At 38.3% G+C, this 17,251-nt stretch carries 17 protein-coding genes; 15 read left to right on the plus strand and 2 right to left on the minus strand.

Annotated elements, in window-relative coordinates; all coding sequences use genetic code 11:
* The first annotated feature begins 30 nt into the window (after positions 1 to 30).
* The 7 genes from mutY to AC3FI7_RS22355 all read left to right on the plus strand — a co-directional run bounded on the left by mutY (position 31) and on the right by AC3FI7_RS22355 (position 6,532).
* Positions 31 to 1,113: an A/G-specific adenine glycosylase gene (mutY, locus tag AC3FI7_RS22325; protein ID WP_172617083.1), complete on the plus strand. Its 1,083-nt coding sequence runs from the start codon at positions 31 to 33 to the stop codon at positions 1,111 to 1,113.
* 44 nt (positions 1,114 to 1,157) lie between these two features.
* Positions 1,158 to 1,715, plus strand: a complete 558-nt coding sequence (gldD, locus tag AC3FI7_RS22330; RefSeq protein ID WP_291903877.1) for a gliding motility lipoprotein GldD — start codon at positions 1,158 to 1,160, stop codon at positions 1,713 to 1,715.
* A 27-nt stretch (positions 1,716 to 1,742) separates the two neighbouring features.
* Positions 1,743 to 2,666 carry a PfkB family carbohydrate kinase gene (locus AC3FI7_RS22335; RefSeq protein WP_142724622.1) on the plus strand — a complete coding sequence of 308 codons (924 nt, stop codon included), beginning with the start codon at positions 1,743 to 1,745 and terminating at the stop codon, positions 2,664 to 2,666.
* Between the two features lie 86 nt (positions 2,667 to 2,752).
* On the plus strand, positions 2,753 to 4,120 hold the full coding sequence (locus AC3FI7_RS22340) for a peptidylprolyl isomerase (RefSeq protein WP_142724621.1): 1,368 nt from the start codon (positions 2,753 to 2,755) through the stop codon (positions 4,118 to 4,120).
* Between the two features lie 62 nt (positions 4,121 to 4,182).
* Positions 4,183 to 4,680 carry a hypothetical protein gene (locus tag AC3FI7_RS22345; RefSeq protein WP_491460945.1) on the plus strand — a complete coding sequence of 166 codons (498 nt, stop codon included), beginning with the start codon at positions 4,183 to 4,185 and terminating at the stop codon, positions 4,678 to 4,680.
* A gap of 70 nt (positions 4,681 to 4,750) precedes the next feature.
* On the plus strand, positions 4,751 to 5,740 hold the full coding sequence (locus AC3FI7_RS22350) for an NAD(P)H-dependent flavin oxidoreductase (RefSeq protein ID WP_491460946.1): 990 nt from the start codon (positions 4,751 to 4,753) through the stop codon (positions 5,738 to 5,740).
* A 15-nt stretch (positions 5,741 to 5,755) separates the two neighbouring features.
* Positions 5,756 to 6,532 (plus strand): alpha/beta fold hydrolase, encoded by a 777-nt coding sequence (locus tag AC3FI7_RS22355; RefSeq protein ID WP_491460947.1) that lies wholly within the window; start codon positions 5,756 to 5,758, stop codon positions 6,530 to 6,532.
* A gap of 88 nt (positions 6,533 to 6,620) precedes the next feature.
* Here the strand turns inward: AC3FI7_RS22355 and AC3FI7_RS22360 are convergent, their stop codons facing one another.
* Positions 6,621 to 7,238, minus strand: coding sequence for an HD domain-containing protein (locus AC3FI7_RS22360; RefSeq protein WP_491460948.1), 618 nt, complete (start codon positions 7,236 to 7,238; stop codon positions 6,621 to 6,623).
* A gap of 27 nt (positions 7,239 to 7,265) precedes the next feature.
* On the minus strand, positions 7,266 to 7,565 hold the full coding sequence (locus AC3FI7_RS22365; protein ID WP_142724617.1) for a rhodanese-like domain-containing protein: 300 nt from the start codon (positions 7,563 to 7,565) through the stop codon (positions 7,266 to 7,268).
* Between the two features lie 170 nt (positions 7,566 to 7,735).
* On the opposite strand from AC3FI7_RS22365, the gene queG reads away from it, so the two are divergent.
* From queG to AC3FI7_RS22405, 8 genes are all read left to right on the plus strand, one after another.
* A complete protein-coding gene (gene queG / locus AC3FI7_RS22370; protein WP_491462107.1) occupies positions 7,736 to 8,674 on the plus strand; it encodes a tRNA epoxyqueuosine(34) reductase QueG in 939 nt (312 codons plus the stop codon).
* A gap of 360 nt (positions 8,675 to 9,034) precedes the next feature.
* The gene (locus tag AC3FI7_RS22375; protein ID WP_142724616.1) at positions 9,035 to 9,718 is read left to right on the plus strand and encodes a TIGR02117 family protein; all 684 of its coding nucleotides are present in this window, start codon (positions 9,035 to 9,037) and stop codon (positions 9,716 to 9,718) included.
* A 3-nt stretch (positions 9,719 to 9,721) separates the two neighbouring features.
* A complete protein-coding gene (locus AC3FI7_RS22380) occupies positions 9,722 to 10,369 on the plus strand; it encodes a murein L,D-transpeptidase catalytic domain-containing protein (protein ID WP_491460949.1) in 648 nt (215 codons plus the stop codon).
* Positions 10,370 to 10,420: 51 nt separating this feature from the next.
* Complete coding sequence (locus AC3FI7_RS22385; RefSeq protein ID WP_491460950.1) at positions 10,421 to 10,873, plus strand: SRPBCC family protein; 453 nt, start codon at positions 10,421 to 10,423, stop codon at positions 10,871 to 10,873.
* A gap of 284 nt (positions 10,874 to 11,157) precedes the next feature.
* Positions 11,158 to 11,490, plus strand: coding sequence for a hypothetical protein (locus tag AC3FI7_RS22390; protein WP_491460951.1), 333 nt, complete (start codon positions 11,158 to 11,160; stop codon positions 11,488 to 11,490).
* Between the two features lie 61 nt (positions 11,491 to 11,551).
* Positions 11,552 to 12,640 carry an efflux RND transporter periplasmic adaptor subunit gene (locus AC3FI7_RS22395; RefSeq protein WP_491460952.1) on the plus strand — a complete coding sequence of 363 codons (1,089 nt, stop codon included), beginning with the start codon at positions 11,552 to 11,554 and terminating at the stop codon, positions 12,638 to 12,640.
* Between the two features lie 28 nt (positions 12,641 to 12,668).
* Positions 12,669 to 15,791, plus strand: a complete 3,123-nt coding sequence (locus tag AC3FI7_RS22400; protein WP_491460953.1) for an efflux RND transporter permease subunit — start codon at positions 12,669 to 12,671, stop codon at positions 15,789 to 15,791.
* The gene (locus tag AC3FI7_RS22405) at positions 15,772 to 17,223 is read left to right on the plus strand and encodes a TolC family protein (RefSeq protein ID WP_491460954.1); all 1,452 of its coding nucleotides are present in this window, start codon (positions 15,772 to 15,774) and stop codon (positions 17,221 to 17,223) included. The genes AC3FI7_RS22400 and AC3FI7_RS22405 overlap by 20 nt, the downstream gene beginning before the upstream one ends.
* Positions 17,224 to 17,251 lie beyond the last annotated feature (28 nt).

Raw genomic sequence — 17,251 nt, forward strand, 5'->3', positions numbered from 1 at the left:
GTTTAATAAATGAATAACAGTTGCGGTGTCATGCTGAACGGAGTCGAAGTATCTTATAAAAAAGCAAAACAAAAATTTTTGGAGAAGGATAAAAGAAATTCAGACTTTCTACACGTTGGTAACAAACTTCTGGAATGGTATAGGAATAATGCGAGAGATCTGCCTTTCAGACAGACAAAGGATCCTTATAAGATCTGGATCTGCGAAATTGTATTTCAGCAGACAAGGATCAGTCAGGGACTGAACCATTATAATAATTTTATTAAAAGATTTCCTGATGTAAAAACGTTGGCAGGAGCGGAAGAAAATGAAGTTTTACTTTACTGGAAAGGATTGGGTTATTATTCAAGAGCGATCAATATCCATAAAGCTGCCCAACAGATCATGAATGATTATCAGGGAGTTTTTCCTCACCAGTATGAAGAAATTTTAAAATTGAAAGGAGTAGGGAAATATACAGCTGCTGCTGTTTCAAGTATATGCTTCAATGGAAGAATACCCGCTGTTGACGGAAATTTTTACCGGGTGCTGAGCCGTATTTTTGCGGATGATTTTGATATTTCGAATTCAAGGGCGTTTACCTATTTTTCTGAGCTGGCAACTTTAGTTATGCCTGATAATGTGGGAGATTTTAATCAGGCGATGATGGATTTAGGTTCAGAGATCTGCAAGCCCAAAAATCCATTGTGTGGAGAATGTCCTCTTAATGAAGACTGTCTGGCATTTTCCCTGCAGAAGATCTCAGATTATCCCGTAAAAACAAAAAAAGTAAAAGCAGAAGATCTTGCTCTGACCTATTATTTTGTTCACAGAAACGGACAGTTTCTGATCCGTCAGAGAGCAGATGATTTTATCTGGAAGAAATTGTTTGAATTTCCTACCGCTATTCCTGTTGATATGGAGCCATTTATTACCGGCTCAAAAACGGTTACCCATAAGCTGACTCATAAGAATTTAAGCATTGAAATATTGAATGTTGAGGTCATTTCAGAAAAGATATGGAATAATTTTATCGCTGAAAATCAATACCAGATTACAGATATTGAGGGCTCTCATGAAAAATCGTTTCCAAAGCCTCTGGAAAATTACATTCAAAACGCTCTGAAAGACTGAAATTTGTCTTCCGAAATCTGAAATCTAATTTGTACTTTTGCAAAATGATTAAAAAAGTCATTTTTATTTTTGTATCGCTGCTTTTAATTTCATGCGGAAAAGACCCTTCACCAAAACCTTATGGAGAACTGCGTCTTGAATACCCTGCCCCGAAATACCAAAAGTTTGAAAACGGTTGCGCCTATTCCTTTGAATATTCGGACTTTGCTTCGCTCGCACCAGCCAAAAAACCTTGCTGGTTCTATCTGAATTATCCGAAAATGAAGGCTAAGCTTTTTATTACCTATTATCCGATACAGAATGACTTTGATGCTCATATCAAGGAAGCTGAAAAAATGGTGTATGAACATACCATTAAAGCCAGTTCTATAGATACCAAATCCTTCGAATATCCTGAAAAGAAAGTATATGGGAACTTCTATGAACTGAAAGGACAGAGCGCTTCCAATCTTCAGTTTTACATTACAGACAGTACGAAACACTTCGTGACTGCTTATTTATACTTTAATACGAGACCGAAACCGGACTCTCTTGCCCCTGCAGTAAACTATATCAAAAATGATATGAAACATCTGCTGGACACTTTTGAATGGAAAAAATAATTATTTTTAATATACATTGAAAAATATATGAAACTTTTAGTTGTAGGAAGTGTTGCATTTGATGCAATTGAAACACCATTTGGTAAAACGGACAAAATTTTAGGAGGTGCAGCCACTTATATCGGAATCACTTCATCAATTTTAGGCGTTAAATCCGGAATTGTTTCTGTAGTAGGAGGAGACTTTCCACAGGAACATCTTGATATGTTCACAGACAGAGATGTCAATATCGAAGGAATTGAAATTGTAAAAGAAGGAAAAACGTTCTTCTGGTCCGGAAAATACCACAATGACCTGAATACAAGAGATACTTTGGCTACAGAAGTAAATGTGCTGGAAAATTTTGACCCGAAAATCCCTGATTCAATGCAGGATGCCGAAATTTTATTACTTGGAAACCTACACCCGGGAGTTCAGTTATCAGTACTGGAAAAAATGAACAACCGTCCTAAGCTGGTTATCCTTGATACGATGAATTTCTGGATGGACAGCGCATGGGATATCTTAATGGATATGATTGCAAAAACAGATGTCATTACCATCAATGATGAGGAGGCAAGACAGCTTTCAGGAGAATATTCTCTGGTAAAAGCTGCTAAAAAGATCCATACAATGGGTCCTGAATACGTAATCATCAAAAAAGGAGAACACGGAGCTTTACTTTTCCATGATAATAAAGTATTTGCTATTCCTGCTCTTCCGTTAGAAGATGTTTTTGATCCGACAGGGGCTGGTGATACATTTGCAGGAGGATTTGCAGCTTATCTTGCCAAAAAAGGAAAAATCGATTTTGATACGATGAAGTCTGCTCTTATTGTTGGATCTGCAATGGCTTCATTCACTGTAGAGAAATTCGGTACAGAAAGAATAGAGGAAGTAAACGAAGCAGATATGTTCAGTAGATTGAGACAATTCAAAGAATTGACGACTTTTGATGTTGAACTGCAGTAAATAAGTCTTTTTAAGAAATATTTATAATAAAAAATTGAGTGAAATTCGTTAAGAATTCTAAATTTGCAACTTGTTAAAATAGTAAAATGACAAATAAACTAAAAATCACTTTTCTTCTTGGGATTTTCATCATGATATTCTCTTCAAATATGATGAAAGCCCAGCTTAAACCAGGAGATTTAGTGGATGGTATTGCAGCTGTTATCGGGGATGAGATTGTTTTGGAATCTGATGTAATCGAGCAGATGAATTATGGGAAACAACAGGGAGCTGCCAACACAGATAAATGTGAGTTCCTGGAAAACCTGATCAGCAATAAGCTTCTTGTATATGAAGCAAAAAAAGATACCTTAATTGAAAACCGTTCTGCAGCAATCAAAGAACAGGCTAACGCTAAATACCGTCAGTTGCTTTCTCAATTTCCGGACGAAAAAACATTGCTGGCCGCTTATAAGTTCAGAAATGCTTATGAGATGAAAAATGCCATCGAAAAGATAGATACTGACCAGTATTATGGGCAGGCAAAATATCAGAGAGTTACTGATAAAGCTGATGTAACTCCCAATGAGGTAACTGATTTCTACAATATGTATAAAACACAGCTGCCACAGATAAAAGATGAGGTTACTTTGGCTCAGATTATGATCTATCCTACCTTAACGGAAGCCCATAAGCAAGATCTTATCAACAGATTGAAAAAGATCAAACAGGATATTCTGGGAGGGGAAACGTTTGAAAGCCAGGCCAGAATTTATTCTGAAGATGAAGGATCAGCTGCTAACGGCGGTTTATATAAAAATATCAACAAAGGCCAGATGGTTAAACCATTTGAAGCCGCTGCACTGAATCTTCAGGAAAATGAAATTTCAGATCCTATTGAATCTGAATTCGGATTCCATATTATTCAGTTACTGAAAAGATCAGGTAAGGTATATGATGCCAGACATATCCTGTTGAAAGCTACTCCTACTGATGAGGAGATCAAAACTGCAAAAGCAAAATTAGACAGTATCAGAGGACTTATCTTGAATGGTAAAATAACATTTAAAGATGCTGCTTTCAAATTCTCAGATGATAAAAGAACAAAATTCAATGCAGGGGTAATTCCCGGAGCGGATGGTTCTGATAAAATTGAAAGAGAAAGTATCCCGGGAACAATCAGCTACGAGTTAGCCGGATTGAACAAAGGAGATATTACGACTGCTTTTGAAGATGAGGAGAACAGAAGAAAGACGATCAAAATCATCAAAATTGAAGATGTGATCCCTTCTCACCAGATTACACTGGAAACAGATTTCAGCAGAATCAAACAGATGGCGCTGAATAAAAAGAAAAGTGAAATGGTTGAAAAGTTTGTCAATTCTAAGTTGCCAACCACTTTTATTTCTATAGACGGACGTTACGACAGCTGTAACTTCAAATCTAACTGGAAGAAAGAATCAATCAAAAAATAAAATAAAAAACCTTCGGATTTTCTGAAGGTTTTTTTATTGATATATTTATAAAAAATAAGGGTATGGATGATAATTTTTATCTTGACAGGTTTCACTTGGCAGCATCCGGAATTTCTGAAGAAATACTGAATACATATGGACTGAAATTATCCATTGATACCATTTTAGAATCTGTTGTACTAAAAGTTTATAAACCTGAATGGTCTGGAACCCCACAATCACCTTTAAATGCTAAAGGGCGTATTTTCTTTTCAGTCTGGGTAAATGACAAGACAATTCGTGAGGAAAAGATTTTTTATAATATCCATGCTTTGAAATTAAGAATGCTGAAAGCTTACAAAATATCCAGCAGAGATTTTGCTCAAAATTTCAGAAAAGAGTTTTCAATTCATCAAAGTGAATGGCCAAATGTAAGCGTAGATTATGGGCCGCTGACATTATTGGAAGGTTGGACAGAACTCAATACAGATACTATAGAACAGAATATCCATGAGCTTGTTCAAAAATTTTTGAAAATAAGCCCGATTATTGATAACCTTTTAGATCAGTATTCAAAATAATTATATCGTTTTCCGTATATTTTTAATCAATAGAAGGTTCTGGAAATCGTTGTTTTTAGTATTTTTACGCATGAGCAATTTTATAGATTTCAGCGCTGCTAAAAAACTTCATGATATGGAGGCAACTCAAAATAGAATTTCAACCCTTTTTAATATTAAATATCCGATTATACAGGCAGGAATGATCTGGCACTCCGGATGGAGACTTGCTTCTGCGGTTTCCAACTGTGGAGGATTGGGTATCATCGGAGCAGGAAGTATGTATCCTGATATCCTCAGAGAAAATATTCAGAAATGTAAACAGGCCACAGATAAACCTTTCGGAGTCAATGTACCTATGCTGTATCCCAATATTGAGGAAATTATTCAGATTATCCTTGAAGAAGGAGTGAAGATCGTTTTTACATCAGCCGGTAACCCGAAAACCTATACAGAAACTCTTCAGAAAGCAGGCATAAAAGTAGCCCATGTCGTTTCCTCTACCAAATTTGCTGTAAAATGCGAAGATGCAGGAGTAGATGCCATCGTAGCAGAAGGTTTCGAAGCGGGAGGTCATAATGGAAGGGATGAAACAACCACATTCTGTCTTATTCCAAATGTGAAGAAACACATTTCTAAACCATTAATTGCTGCAGGCGGAATTGCATTAGGTTCACAAATTAAAGCTGCCATGATTCTTGGAGCAGATGGTGTACAGATCGGTTCCCGTTTTGCTGCCACTACAGAAGCCAGCGCCCATGAAAACTGGAAAAAGAAAATCACAGAACTGCAGGAAGGAGATACCCATCTTACATTGAAAGAACTGGCACCGGTAAGAATGGTTAAAAATAAATTCTTTAATGAACTGGAAGAAATTTACCAAAGTGGAAGAAACAAAGACGCTTTGATCGCTTCATTGGGAAGAGCCAGGGCCAAAAAGGGAATGTTTGAAGGTGACATGGAAGACGGAGAGCTGGAAATAGGTCAGGTGTCTGCTTTGATTGATGAAATTCTTCCGGTGGAAGCCGTATTCAATCATTTGCTCAAAGAATTTGAAGAAACCAAAATACCTGCTTTTTAAGTATAATTTTACTCAATGGAAGGAAGAATAATTGATGTAAAGGGAAACAAATTATATATAGAACATTATAATCCGTTTGAGGGCAGACCAACCATTGTTTTTCTGCATGATTCACTCGGTTCAGTACAGCTTTGGAGAGACTTTCCTGCCAGATTATCCGAAATCACGCAATGCAATATTCTTGCCTATGACCGTTTAGGATATGGGAAATCAACCCCCATGCCTACTCATGAAAGACCGGTGAATTATATGGAATTAGAAGCTCATGTACTGAATGAACTCTTGCTTGAAATTGAACCTGATATTGAGGATGTTATTTTATTTGGACATAGCGATGGAGGAACAATCGCTCTGATTATGGCAGCTGTTTATCCGGAATGGGTAAGAGCCGTTATTTGTGAAGCCGGACATATCTTTGTGGAAGACATAACGTTGAAAGGTGTTTATGACGCATGGGAAGCCTATAAGACAACTAATCTTGCAGAGCGTTTACAAAAGTACCACGGAGATAAAGTAGAAATGCTTTTCAAAGCCTGGACAGAAACATGGACCCGCGATGATTACAGAAGCTGGAATATTGAATACCTTTTGAAACATATTACCTGTCCATTGTTATTTATCCAGGGAGAAGCTGATGAATACGGTACCTTGAATCAGGTTGAAAAAACCGTATCTCAGGTCAGTGGGAGTGCAGAAAAATATATTATTCCTGAAATAGGGCATACCCCTCATAAAGAAGTCCCTGAGCTTATATTGGAGAAAGCAACAGAATTTATCAGTAAATTTTTTTAATACAGAATTACCTGTAACAATATTTATAAGACATCTTGTAATCCAGGGTGTCTTTTTCAATGGGAAAACTTAAAGATTTACTGTTGAATTAAAGTACCTGAAGTTCAGTAGCAAGATTTTTCTTTGCCTGAGTTTCATATTTTTCCTTAAAATACTCTGTTTTAAAGATACTTTCAAGCTCCAGAAAATGCTTCAGAACTTTTTTTCGTCCCGGCTTATACAGGAAATCCGGATAAATGGAATACTCTTTTCTGATATTCTGAGTGTATTCCAGATAGGTGTTAAAATCTTTACCCAGAACAGAAAGATCAGTATCCAGAAGATAATTGGTATCTGCATGATCAGATCGTAGATGAGTTTTTGTAGCGCGGATCTGCTCAGAGATTATTGAAATTTTACCCTGACTGACGTGAAGTTCGGTAAGCCTTTTTTCAGCTTTGTCAGCACTTTTTTCTTCATTCGTTTTGGAAGTGGCATCGTAGATAATGTCATGGTAAAATACAGAGAAAGAGACTGTGGTAAAATCTGAGATCTTGCTTTTTACTGCTTCAAGTTCCACCAGCATATTTTCAAGATGAAGAAGATTATGGTAGTGTCTGCCTTTTTCGGAATATCTGGTTTCAATCTCCTTCCACAGGTCACCGATAAGGTGCTGATTTCCTGTAAACGGAGAGCAAAGCTGTTCAAATTGATTTTTCAGATTCATAGAAGTAAAGTATAAAAAAAGGAACTTTTAAAAAGTTCCCTGATTTGCTTCCAGAACAGCCTTCAGCTCGGCCCAGCCTCCACCGTTATAACCGTCCTTTAATCCTTGAGTATTAAGATAATCCAAAGCTTTTCCACTTCTGTTTCCACTTCTGCAGAATAAGATTACCGGTTTTTCAATCGATAGAATTTCATCTTGTCTATCTTCTACTTCACCCAGAGGAATATTCTTAGCACCGTCTATATTACCGTCCATTTCAAGCTCCATTGGCTCACGAACGTCGATCAATTCATAGTTTCCGGATTGTATTACTTCTATTAAAGACATAGTTGTTTGTTTTAAAATCAGAAACGAAATTACGCAAATTTTTTTTGAAAAAAATCCTAATTAAAACATAAATTTTTCAGAAAATAAGAGATAGCAAGCCGATTGTAAGTTGAACTTCGGTATCAATGATCAGATTGATAAAATAATCTTAATTTTGCAGTGTGAAATTAATGAATGCCGGTGCCGAAAAATATTCCCAACTGATAAAATCCAAGGCAAAAAGTTTTGGATTCCAGAGTTGTGGCATTTCCAAAGCAGATTTTCTTGAAGAAGATGCTCCCCATCTTGAAAAATGGCTGAAGAACAATTATAACGGCGAAATGAAATACATGGAAAATCATTTCGATAAAAGGCTGGATCCACGTCTTTTGGTAGAAGGTTCCAAATCTGTGATTTCACTTTCCTACAATTACTTTCCTGAGGAGAAGCTTTCGGTTCTGGAGAATTATAAAATTTCAAAATATGCTTATGCAGAAGATTACCATGAAGTCATCAAAGAAATTCTGCGTGAGATGGTAGCGGAGCTGCAGGAAGAAATAGGAGAATTCGGGTTCCGGGTTTTTGTAGATTCTGCACCGGTAATGGAGCGGAGCTGGGCCAGAAAATCAGGAATCGGCTGGGTAGGGAAAAATGCTAACCTCATTACCAGGCAGAATGGATCTTTTTACTTTCTGGCAGAAATTATCTGTGATCTTGAACTCATTCCGGATCATGCCACTACTGATCATTGCGGAACCTGCAGGAAATGTATTGATGCCTGTCCCACAGATGCTATTGTTTCTGAAAAAATCATTGATGGCAGCCGATGTATTTCTTATGCAACGATAGAGCTCAAAAATGAAATTCCGGATTATTTTAAAGATAAAATGGAAGACTGGATGTTCGGTTGTGATATCTGCCAGGATGTCTGTCCCTGGAACCGTTTTGCAGCACCTAATAAACAGAGCCGTTTTCAGCCCAACGAAGCGTTGAAAAATTTTAAAAAAGGAGAATGGAAGGAACTTACCCAGGAAATCTTCTCTGAAATCTTCAGAAAATCTCCCGTGAAACGTACCAAATTTGCAGGACTCAAGAGAAATATTGAGTTTTTACAGAAATCTTCTGACTGATTTTCCCTGAACTTTCGGTGACAATCCCTCTTTTGGAATTTTTTGAAGTTCCAAACAAAAGCTGATAACCGACCATTCCTTAAATTTTCCGCTTTAAGGAGGTAAAGATTTATACCAATAATTTTCTTGAAAACCCTTTCCTATAAAGAAAAATTGATTTTCAGGAGATCATAATCTCACCGAAAATCAACGTTTTTTCTGTATTCTTTTAGGAGCTGTTTTTACTCTTATTTTAAATCTTTTTTGGGATTTGGTATTTTTACGCATATTTGTGAATATTTCGTAAATAAATATAGCCATTTTTTCGATTAAAACAAATACTTTTACCAAAAATTAAAGATTAAATTTTATTAAAAAAACATGACTGTGAAAACAATACTGATATACCTTCTGAAAGTGGTAGGAATTATTTTGGGAATTGTTATTATCTATATAATTCTTGCATTACTCATTCCATATATTCCTGTTTCAGCTAAAAATGACGGCCAGAAGAAAGAAATCCCGATCTATATTTATACCAATGGAGTGCATACAGATATAGTAATGCCTGTAAAAAACGATCTTCAGGATTGGAGCAGAATCATCCCTTTTGCCAATACAAAATCAAAAAAGACAGATTATCAGTACATCGGAATAGGATGGGGAGACAAAGGTTTTTACCTTGATACTCCTACCTGGGCTGACCTTAAGTTTTCTACCGCAGTGAAAGCCGCATTCTGGTTAAGTGATTCTGCCATGCACTGTACCTATTACAATACGATGAAAGAAGGGAAGGACTGTAAAATGATCATGATCAGCAGGAGTCAGTATCAGAATCTGGTAAAATTTGTGGAAGACAAATTTGACAGAGATCAGAACGGGAATTTTATTCTGATCCCTACAAATGCTGTATATAGCGATAACGATGCTTTCTATGATGCCAAAGGTACATACAGCTTTCTTTATACCTGCAATACCTGGTCTAATAATGCTTTAAAAGCGGCAGGACAGAAGGCTGCACTTTGGACACCTTCAGACTTTGGAATCTTTCAACACTATAAATAATTCATGAAGAGAATTTATCTGCTTTTCATTCTTCTCTGCATAAGTTCATGTTCACAGGATAGAAAGGACAATATAACAAGAGCAGTAGAAAGATCTGTTGTTGCTGAAAACAAACCGGAAGCTGATCTTTCCAGATTAAAAATAAAAGCAAAAGAAGCTTTGGAGTTCTGTACTTCAAAGAACCTCAACCGTGATTTCTGTATTCTTATTGATATGAGCCTCCATTCCGGAGTTAACCGTTTTTTTGTCTGGGATTTTAAAAACAATAAGATTTCTAAAAAATATCTGGTAGGTCATGGCTGTGGCTTCAATTCATGGAGTAAGGATGATTCTAAAGCCAATCCGGAATTCAGCAACGAAGACGGAAGTCATCTTTCCTCTTTAGGGAAATATAAACTGGAAGGAAGAGGCTACAGCGAATGGGGAATTAATATAAAATACCTGATGCATGGTCTTGAGGAGACCAACAGTAATGCGTTGAAAAGGTTTATTGTCTTTCATTCCTGGAATCTGATGAGTGATGAAGAAGTATTTCCCAAAGGTTCACCGGAAGGCTGGGGCTGCCCAACTGTTTCCAATAAAGCGATGAGAGAAATTGATCCGATGATTCAGAAATCGGGAAAACCCGTGTTGATGTGGATCTATCATTAAATTTTTGTCTTAGATTTGTTCCACAATAATCCTGTCAATTGATTCCATTTTATGAAACATAGGCTTTTCCGTGAGCAACAGCTCACCTGTGATATAGAAACCGCATGGAAATTCTTTTCCTCAGCCAACAATCTTTCAGAGATCACTCCAAAAGACATGGGCTTTATTGTATTGACGAAAATGGAAGATGATGAAATCTATAAAGGAATGCTCATCGATTATTATATTTCGCCCTTATTCGGGATCAAGATGAAATGGCAGACTGAGATCACCCACGTAGATTTTAAGAAAAGTTTCATAGATTTTCAGAAAAAAGGTCCCTACAAACTGTGGAACCACCATCATGAATTTATTCCTAATGAAGAAGGCGTTTTGATGAGAGATACTATAGATTATGAACTTCCTATGGGTTTTTTAGGTGAAATTGCCCATCGCCTTTTCGTCAGAAAGAAGCTGGAATATATCTTTGATTATCGTTTCAGGGTTCTCAGCAAATTGTTCTAACTATTCAATTTTAATCATTCAATAGAAACGGGCTTTAGCCCGTTTAAAAATGATAACCAAAATTCCATTGGCTTTAGCCAAAACTTAAGTTAGGCTCCTTCGGAATAACAGACTGCTAAGTTTATGCGTGTATTTGTCATTCCGGAGAATCTAAATTCCAATAATTAGAATAATCAACTATTGTTTAAGTTTTTTTAACAGTTCTGTGACTGGATTTTCCCACAAAAATCTCTATTTTTGCAGCACTATCGTTTTTACTGAAAAACTAAAGTATTCTGATTGACATGGCAGGTCTGAGGTCATTTTTCTTATTTTATATCATACTGGTTTTTTCCCTTTTCAATTCGAATTGGGCAGAAAAATCGTTGCAGAATATTCCTCACGTTCCTCCTGTAACAAACATTCACGTTCTGGATGTTTATGAAGAAGCAGATATGAACACGCATGCGCTGCCTGCTGCTTCAAAAATTGTAAAACACTCAGTCAGAAAAAATGATTCTGCAGTGGCAGACTTTTCAGGAATAGTAAAAGTTATTCCTAAAATTAGCCTTCCGGAAATTGCCGTTTCCATTATTTGCGGAGTTAAATCTTTTCTCCATCTCCTCCAGCTGTACTAAGTTTAAGTTTCTGAAAACCCAATCACTTTTAACGGAAATCTTATAACTTAAACATTTAAAAATGTATTGTAAAAACGTAATAATTTGCATTCTTGCAACATTATTCGCTGTGTCATGCAGTAAAGACAAGAAAAAAAACAGTCAGAAAGAAAAAGAAGTCCCCGTACTGGAAATCAAAGAAAAGGATACACTGGTGAATAACCAGTTTGTTACTGATATTCAGGCTAAAAAGAATGTTGAGATGCGTTCCAGAATAGGAGGCATTATACAGCATATCTATGTCAATGAGGGACAGTTTGTCCATCAGGGCCAGGCTTTATTTAAAATCAGTGATGCTGAACTGCAGATGGAACTTCTGAAAGCGAATGCCGCATTAAAGCAGACCGAAGCAGATGTTCGTATTGCAGAAGTTGAACTGAAGCAGATCCAGAGTCTTCATGCTAAAAAATTTGTGGCCAATAACGAGCTGGAAATGGTGAAGGCAAAACTTTCCTCTGCGAAGGCAAAACATGCTTTTGCTGATGCTGAAAAGAGAACCGTCCTTCAGAAAATAAGCTTTACAAAGATCACGGCACCTTTTGATGGAGTGATTGACGTGATTCCTCATAAAGATGGAAGCTTAGTGGAAAACGGAACCCTGTTGACCACTCTTTCCCAATTGAACGAAGTATATGCCTATTTTTCCATTCCTGAAAACCAGTACTTTGAGCTTTTAGCCAATGATAAAATCGGTAATCATCAGAAGATTGAACTGACGCTTCCCAATGGAGTTAATTACCAGTTCAACGGAGCTTTAAAAACAGCCGAAGGTGAAATTGACAGAGCTACGGGTTCTATCCGCTATAAGGTCCTTTTCCCGAATCCGGACCGTCTGATCAAGCACGGTACTTCCGGAAAGCTTATTATTTCCGAACAGCAGAATAATGCGATCCTAATTCCACAGAAATCTACCTTCTCCATTCAGGATAAGACCTATGTTTTTGTAGTGGATAAGCAGAATAAAGTGAAAATGACCAGCATTAAGATCGGAACTACCCTTAGAGATTCCTATATGGTAGAAAGCGGTCTTAAAAAAGGAGATTTAATCATTTATGAAGGAACCCAGTCTTTGAAAGATGGTGATATCATCAAAATCAAAAAGAAGTATTAACCTTTCATAATCTTTAAACCAATTGACTATGGTAGAAATGTTTATAAGACGAAAGGTTCTTTCGTTGGTGATTTCCATATTATTTGTACTGCTGGGAGTCATGGCGCTGCTGAAAATGCCCATCACTCAATTCCCGGATATCGTACCGCCTTCAGTAACCGTTACAGCAAAATATACAGGAGCGAACGCTGAAGTGTCTGCCAATGCAGTGGCACTGCCTTTGGAAAGGGCAATTAACGGGGTACCTGGGATGACCTATATGTCTACAGTAACTTCTAATGACGGGCTTACCCTTATCCAGGTTTTCTTTGAAGTGGGAACAGATCCTGATGTTGCAGCGGTAAATGTACAGAACAGGGTAACCACTATTCTTGATGAACTTCCTGAAGAGGTGATCAGGGCTGGAGTGACTACTGAAAAAGAGGTCAACAGCATGCTGATGTACCTTAATATCACCAGTACGGATCCCAGTCAGGATGAGCAGTTCATCTATAACTTTACAGATATTAATGTCCTTCAGGAGCTGAAACGTATTGAAGGGGTAGGACGTGCCGAAATCATGGGACAGAAAGAATATTCAATGAGAGTATGGCTGGATCCGCAGAAAATGGCAGCCTACAATATTTCTGCAGATGAAGTCATCACTTCCCTGCAAAAGCAGAATATTTCCGCAGCACCCGGAAAAGTGGGTGAAACGTCAGGTAAAACCTCAAGCCAGCTTCAGTATGTAATCAAATATAAAGGAAAGTTTTTTGAGCCTAAACAATATGAAGAAGTTCCCATCAGGTCTGATGTGGATGGAACCATTTTAAAGCTTAAAGATATTGCCAAAGTGGAGTTCGGAGCAATGAATTATGGTATGGTTTCCAAAACGGACGGAAGACCTTCGGCATCCATTATGATGAAGCAGCGTCCAGGCTCCAATGCCTCTGAAGTTATTGAAAGTGTAAAGGCTAAAATGGAGGAATTGAAAGTCACATCCTTTCCTCCGGGAATGGAATATAACATGGCGTATGATGTTTCCAGATTCCTTGATGCTTCCATCAGTGCGGTACTGACAACTCTTATCGAAGCCTTTATTCTGGTGGGAGTTGTGGTATTTATCTTTCTTCAGGACTGGCGTTCCACACTGATTCCTGTACTGGCTGTTCCGGTGGCGTTGGTAGGAACTTTTGCATTCATGGATATGCTTGATTTCTCTGTCAATCTCTTGACACTGTTTGCATTGGTTCTCGCGATCGGAATTGTGGTTGACAACGCAATTGTCGTCGTAGAAGCTGTCCACGTTAAAATGGAGGAGGGAATGAATGCGATGGATGCAACCATCAGTGCCACCAAAGAAATTGCAGGAGCTGTAGTGGCCATCACGATTGTAATGTCTGCTGTATTTATTCCTGTGGCGTTCCTAGATGGGCCTGTTGGAGTATTTTATCGTCAGTTTTCATTAACATTGGCTATCAGTATTGTGATTTCAGGAGTGAACGCACTGACACTTACTCCTGCGCTTTGTGCAATTATTTTAAAACCTCATGATCCTAATAAAAAGAAAACCATCATCGACAGGGCTTTCCAAAGTTTCAATACAGGCTTTGAAAGACTGACGAATGGTTATGTCGGTATTTTATCAAAATTTGCTACAAGAACTACAGTGACTTTCGGACTGTTATTTTTATTCATCGGACTGACTTTTGTGACCAGCAAGTTCCTGCCTACCGGATTTATTCCGATGGAAGACCAGGGAATGGTATATGTAAGTGTAACCACACCACAGGGAGCAACGGTAGAAAGAACAGAAAAGGTATTGGATGAAGTGACTGTTATTGCCAAAAAGATTAATGGAGTAGAAAACGTGACTACACTTGCAGGCTATAGCATCGTAACAGAGATTGCAGGCTCATCTTACGGAATGGCGATGATCAACCTTAAAGACTGGAAAGAAAGAAATATTTCAGTGAATGATCTGATCGCAGAGCTTTCCGAAAAAACGAAAAGCATTGCAGATGCCCAGATTGAGATCTTTGCACCACCCACCGTTCCCGGATTCGGAAATACCAGTGGTTTTGAATTGCGTTTGCTGGACAGAACCGGAGGAACCATTGAAAATACAGATAAGATCACCAAGGATTTTGTTAAAAAACTCAATGAAGCGCCCGAACTGCAGAACAGTTTTACCAGTTTTGATGCTACTTTCCCGCAATACATGATCAATGTAGATTATGATATGGCAGCGAAGAAAGGTGTGTCAGTAGACAACGCGATGTCAACACTACAAACCATGCTGGGATCATATTACGCTACGAATTTTATCCGTTTCAGCCAGATGTATAAAGTGATGGTGCAGGCAAGTCCTGAGCACAGAGATACCCCTGAAAGCATTCTGAATTTATATTTAAAAAATGACAAGGGCGAAATGGTCCCTTTCTCAACTTTCATCACCATTGAGAAGGTGTACGGCCCTGAAGTACTTACAAGGTACAATATGTATATGTCTGCCATGATCAACGGTGAACCTGCAGACGGTTACAGCTCCGGAGATGCCATTGCAGCGGTAGAACGTGTAGCCAAAGAAACATTACCGAGAGGATTTGATATCGAATGGTCAGGGATGACAAGAGAAGAGATCCTATCAGGAAACCAGACCGTTTATATCTTCGCGATCTGTCTTTTATTCGTATATCTTTTACTGGCTGCACAGTACGAAAGCTTCCTTCTTCCGATGCCGGTATTATTAAGTCTGCCGACAGGAATTTTCGGGTCTTACATCGCATTGGTGGCAACAGGGCTGGATAATAATATCTATGCACAGGTAGCATTGGTCATGCTGATCGGGCTTTTAGCTAAAAATGCTATCCTGATCGTGGAGTTTGCCGTGGCAAGAAATAAGCAGGGATTTGATATTATTCCTGCAGCGATTGAAGGGGCAAGACAACGTTTAAGACCGATTTTAATGACTTCTTTTGCATTCGTGGCGGGACTTATTCCACTATGTTTGGCATCCGGAGCCGGAGCCATCGGTAACCGCTCTATTGGTACAGCTGCTGCCGGAGGAATGCTGATCGGAACCATCTTCGGACTGGTTGTGATTCCGGGACTTTATATATTCTTTGCAAAACTTGAAAATAAAAAGAAAAATGAAAAGATCAAATCATAGAAATATATGGTATGGAATGGTGTGGCTGTGCCTGGTTTCATGTGCCGTTCCTAAAGTAACAGAACTGAAAAAGACGCAGGAATTACCCAATGAAATCATCCAAAATGATAAAAATAAATCTTCGGATGAATTCCAGCAGATCAATCTTAAGGCTTACTTTACAGATCCGCATCTGCTTGAGCTTTTTGATAAAGTAGTTCAGGCTAATCCTGATTTCCAGATTGCCCAGCAGAGAGTGGAGATCGCCAACAGTTTTCTTCAGCGCTCAAAGATGGACCTGTTGCCTTCCCTTGAAGTTGGAGTAGACGTTTCCGGTAACCGATACGGGAAATATACGATGGAAGGCGTTGGAAACTATGACACCAATCTTTCGCCCAATATTACGGAAGATCAGAAAATCAACCGGGATTTTACGCCTAATTACTGGCTGGGAGCAAGAAGCAGCTGGGAAATAGATGCCTGGGGGAAACTCAAAAATAAAAAAATTGCTGCCCAGAAGAAATACCTGGCTTCCACAGAAGGGTTGCGATTATTACAGGTAGAGCTTTTCACTGATATTGCCAACCTTTACTATCAGCTGGTGGCTTTGGACAATCGCCTTGCCATTTATCAGAAGAACTATAATCTTCAGCAAAGAGCTTTTGAAATTGTTTTAGCACAGCGTGAAGTGGGAAAAGCTACGGAACTGGCAGTGCAGCAGTTCAAGGCACAGAATAACAACTGGCTTGCAGAGATAGAACATATCAGAGTAGAAATCGTTACGGTAGAACAGGCAATCACAACATTGACGGGAAGCTATGGCGGAGAGGTGAAACGGGGGAAAATACTGATGCCTACCAATATGGATGTCCTGAATAAAACCATAAACGTAGAAAATGTTATTCATTCCAGACCGGATGTGGCGGCCAATTACTATGTTTTAGAAGCTTCTCATGCTGATGCGAAGGCGGCAAGAGCTGCTTTTTACCCTAAGATCGATCTGGGAGCAGGCTTCGGACTGAATTCTTTTTCTGTGGGAACGTTTTTTAAACCAGGTTCACTGGCCGGGCAGCTGTTGGGTGGGCTGATGGTTCCTGTTTTCAATAAAGGGCAGCTGAAATACGAATTTAAGGTAGCCAGCAAAGAGCAGGAAATTGCTTTTTTAAACTATCAGAAAAGTATTACGACAGCTTTTAATGAATTGCAAGCTATTTTGAAACAAACTAAAATCTATGAACGTGTCTTGAAACTGAAATCAGAAGAAGTGGCTTTTCTGGACCGTGGAGTTGAAGTTTCCAATGATCTTTATCTGACAGGCTACGCGAATTATTTTGAACTGATTAACTCTCAGAAGAGTAAATTAACCGCTGAATTGGATTTATTACAGTTTCAGCATCAGAATACCAGAAATAACGTCCTGCTGTTTAAAGCATTGGGCGGGAAACTGGATTGATTTTACTTTTTACGATGAAGGAAGCTGT

The sequence above is a fragment of the Chryseobacterium sp. TQ-BC-N36 genome (assembly GCF_058382295.1).

Excerpts from the sequence above, each read along its gene's own strand:
- mutY (WP_172617083.1), top strand. The coding sequence starts at position 31 with ATGCTGAACGGAGTCGAAGTATCTTATAAAAAAGCAAAACAAAAATTT.
- gldD (WP_291903877.1), top strand. The coding sequence starts at position 1,158 with ATGATTAAAAAAGTCATTTTTATTTTTGTATCGCTGCTTTTAATTTCA.
- AC3FI7_RS22335 (WP_142724622.1), top strand. The coding sequence starts at position 1,743 with ATGAAACTTTTAGTTGTAGGAAGTGTTGCATTTGATGCAATTGAAACA.
- AC3FI7_RS22340 (WP_142724621.1), top strand. The coding sequence starts at position 2,753 with ATGACAAATAAACTAAAAATCACTTTTCTTCTTGGGATTTTCATCATG.
- AC3FI7_RS22345 (WP_491460945.1), top strand. The coding sequence starts at position 4,183 with ATGGATGATAATTTTTATCTTGACAGGTTTCACTTGGCAGCATCCGGA.
- AC3FI7_RS22350 (WP_491460946.1), top strand. The coding sequence starts at position 4,751 with ATGAGCAATTTTATAGATTTCAGCGCTGCTAAAAAACTTCATGATATG.
- AC3FI7_RS22355 (WP_491460947.1), top strand. The coding sequence starts at position 5,756 with ATGGAAGGAAGAATAATTGATGTAAAGGGAAACAAATTATATATAGAA.
- AC3FI7_RS22360 (WP_491460948.1), bottom strand. The coding sequence starts at position 7,238 with ATGAATCTGAAAAATCAATTTGAACAGCTTTGCTCTCCGTTTACAGGA.
- AC3FI7_RS22365 (WP_142724617.1), bottom strand. The coding sequence starts at position 7,565 with ATGTCTTTAATAGAAGTAATACAATCCGGAAACTATGAATTGATCGAC.
- queG (WP_491462107.1), top strand. The coding sequence starts at position 7,736 with ATGAATGCCGGTGCCGAAAAATATTCCCAACTGATAAAATCCAAGGCA.
- AC3FI7_RS22375 (WP_142724616.1), top strand. The coding sequence starts at position 9,035 with ATGACTGTGAAAACAATACTGATATACCTTCTGAAAGTGGTAGGAATT.
- AC3FI7_RS22380 (WP_491460949.1), top strand. The coding sequence starts at position 9,722 with ATGAAGAGAATTTATCTGCTTTTCATTCTTCTCTGCATAAGTTCATGT.
- AC3FI7_RS22385 (WP_491460950.1), top strand. The coding sequence starts at position 10,421 with ATGAAACATAGGCTTTTCCGTGAGCAACAGCTCACCTGTGATATAGAA.
- AC3FI7_RS22390 (WP_491460951.1), top strand. The coding sequence starts at position 11,158 with ATGGCAGGTCTGAGGTCATTTTTCTTATTTTATATCATACTGGTTTTT.
- AC3FI7_RS22395 (WP_491460952.1), top strand. The coding sequence starts at position 11,552 with ATGTATTGTAAAAACGTAATAATTTGCATTCTTGCAACATTATTCGCT.
- AC3FI7_RS22400 (WP_491460953.1), top strand. The coding sequence starts at position 12,669 with ATGGTAGAAATGTTTATAAGACGAAAGGTTCTTTCGTTGGTGATTTCC.
- AC3FI7_RS22405 (WP_491460954.1), top strand. The coding sequence starts at position 15,772 with ATGAAAAGATCAAATCATAGAAATATATGGTATGGAATGGTGTGGCTG.